3 protein-coding genes are annotated in these 1,809 nt (G+C 30.9%); 1 reads left to right on the top strand and 2 read right to left on the bottom strand.

Annotated elements, in window-relative coordinates; all coding sequences use genetic code 11:
• Both AB0C25_RS36565 and AB0C25_RS36560 read right to left on the bottom strand, forming a co-directional pair.
• Positions 1–437: hypothetical protein (locus AB0C25_RS36565; protein WP_357379653.1), on the bottom strand; the 437-nt coding region annotated here is incomplete at its 3' end.
• A 477-nt stretch (positions 438–914) separates the two neighbouring features.
• Positions 915–1,154 carry a hypothetical protein gene (locus tag AB0C25_RS36560; protein ID WP_341082326.1) on the bottom strand — a complete coding sequence of 80 codons (240 nt, stop codon included), beginning with the start codon at positions 1,152–1,154 and terminating at the stop codon, positions 915–917.
• A 114-nt stretch (positions 1,155–1,268) separates the two neighbouring features.
• Between AB0C25_RS36560 and AB0C25_RS36555 the strand changes: the two genes are divergently transcribed.
• Positions 1,269–1,796, top strand: coding sequence for a hypothetical protein (locus AB0C25_RS36555; protein ID WP_357379650.1), 528 nt, complete (start codon positions 1,269–1,271; stop codon positions 1,794–1,796).
• The last annotated feature ends 13 nt before the right edge of the window (positions 1,797–1,809 follow it).

Genomic DNA, 1,809 nt, shown 5'->3' with positions numbered 1-1,809 from the left:
GTTTCGCAATCTGTTTGGAAATTAGTCCTATCAAGTCCTAATAAATTCACCCAATATTGGAAGTAAGGATGATTAACAAATAGATAGACTGGGTTCCCCCGACCGTTACACTTTCTGGCACGTCGATATACTTTTATAACTTGTCCCAGTTCTACTAGCTCTTTCAGGCGATATTGGATAGTTCGGTCACTGATCCCGTTCCTTTTTGCCAGGTATTCGTCACTCGCATAAAAGAATCCTAACTCCGTACTGAAGAAACAGACCATATCAAAAGCCTGTCTTGTTCCTTCTTTTAGTCGGTACCATTTATCCCCTATGGACTCTTGAATAGATTCTAATAAACTGTACTTAACTTTTTTCTTTTCTGTTTTTGTTTCTACATATGGTGTGTAAGATATCATTTGATTAAATTGGTGTGATTCCACAAATACTGTCATGTTCAATTTCTCCTTTTTCGGAACAAAAAAAGACACTATTATCCCATAAACCAATGGGAAACAGTGTCTTTTATCAAAAGTTATCGAAAAAAGGAAACTTTTTTTCCTTGAATAAACGTGTTTTATACACTAAAATGATTGGTATATAATACTTAACGTTATATGTTCAAAGGACTTCGACAAGTGTTTCCCTACCGAGAATAGGGAGACGGTTAAAGGGTGCGACCAACACCACTTTAACAGTTGGAGTTCTTTTTCATTATCCGGACTATTTAGTTATCTGTAATTTTATACCTATCAATCTATTCTAGCAATACTAATTTACTAGATTATATTTGAAATTAATAAAATAAAAAGCATAGGATCGTCTCCTATGCTTTTTTTCTTTTTATCCTAATACGAAATAAAAAGTTCATATTTTAAATGAAATGTAATTTTTTTCTATAAAAGGAGGTATTTTCTTTTTTAAAACCGAAATTAAATAGGACCGGTTACATAATACATAAATAGCAGTATAGAAGACAAAATCCCTATACTATTTAATATTTTCCCCATAAAAATATAATTGTTTTTTCTCTCTTTAATTTTTTTTGCCTGTTTATATCCTATAACTCCAAATATTATTGCAACTAAACAAAACCATAAAGAAAACACAGTCAAATAAGCAGCGATTAGAGTAACAAAACCTATTAAAATAGCTTTTACTTCCTCCTGCACAATATATACCCCCTAGAATATTCTTATTTTTTTCCATTTTTTTATTATCTATGTTATTAATCTGGAAATTATTCGGATTGATATAAAAAATTAAGGGGAAGGAAGATTGTTTCTATGAGTATGAAAAGAATTGTTTTTGTGTTAGGTTCACTTGTATTTTTATTAATTAGTAATTTTGGTTTAGATTTAAAATCAGCTAATGCAGAAAGTATCTCTACTGAAGATGGACTGAAGTATATTGAATCACCAGCTAATTATATTGAGTATTTAGAAAAGGAAAGCAAAATAGATGACTACGCAGCAGAAGGATTAGAAGCATTTAAAAATTTAAGTGAAGAAGAACAAAACACTTTTCTTTTAGCATTACAACCAGATAATTATATGAAATTAATCGGTACAGCAAATGCTAATCCTGGCGTATCAAACATTAACATAGAAGGAAATAAAGTACCTGTAGAACTACAAACAAATACTAACCCTTCAATAGGAGTATTAGCGACTGGGAAAAAAACTGTAACTGCTACCTATAAACTGTATGTTTTAGGTATTAAAACAACTACATTATATAGTACAGTTGTTTTTAACTATTCAGGTTCAACAGCTACAAAAGTTTTAGATAAAGCCGCAGAGTGGACCCATTAAATCCGGTTGTGCT

It is taken from the genome of Micromonospora sp. NPDC048839, assembly GCF_040649915.1.
Taxonomy (GTDB): Bacteria; Actinomycetota; Actinomycetes; order Mycobacteriales; family Micromonosporaceae; genus Micromonospora.
The sequence above is the reverse complement of the archived record's forward strand: the minus strand, read 5'-3'. Positions and strand labels throughout refer to the sequence as shown.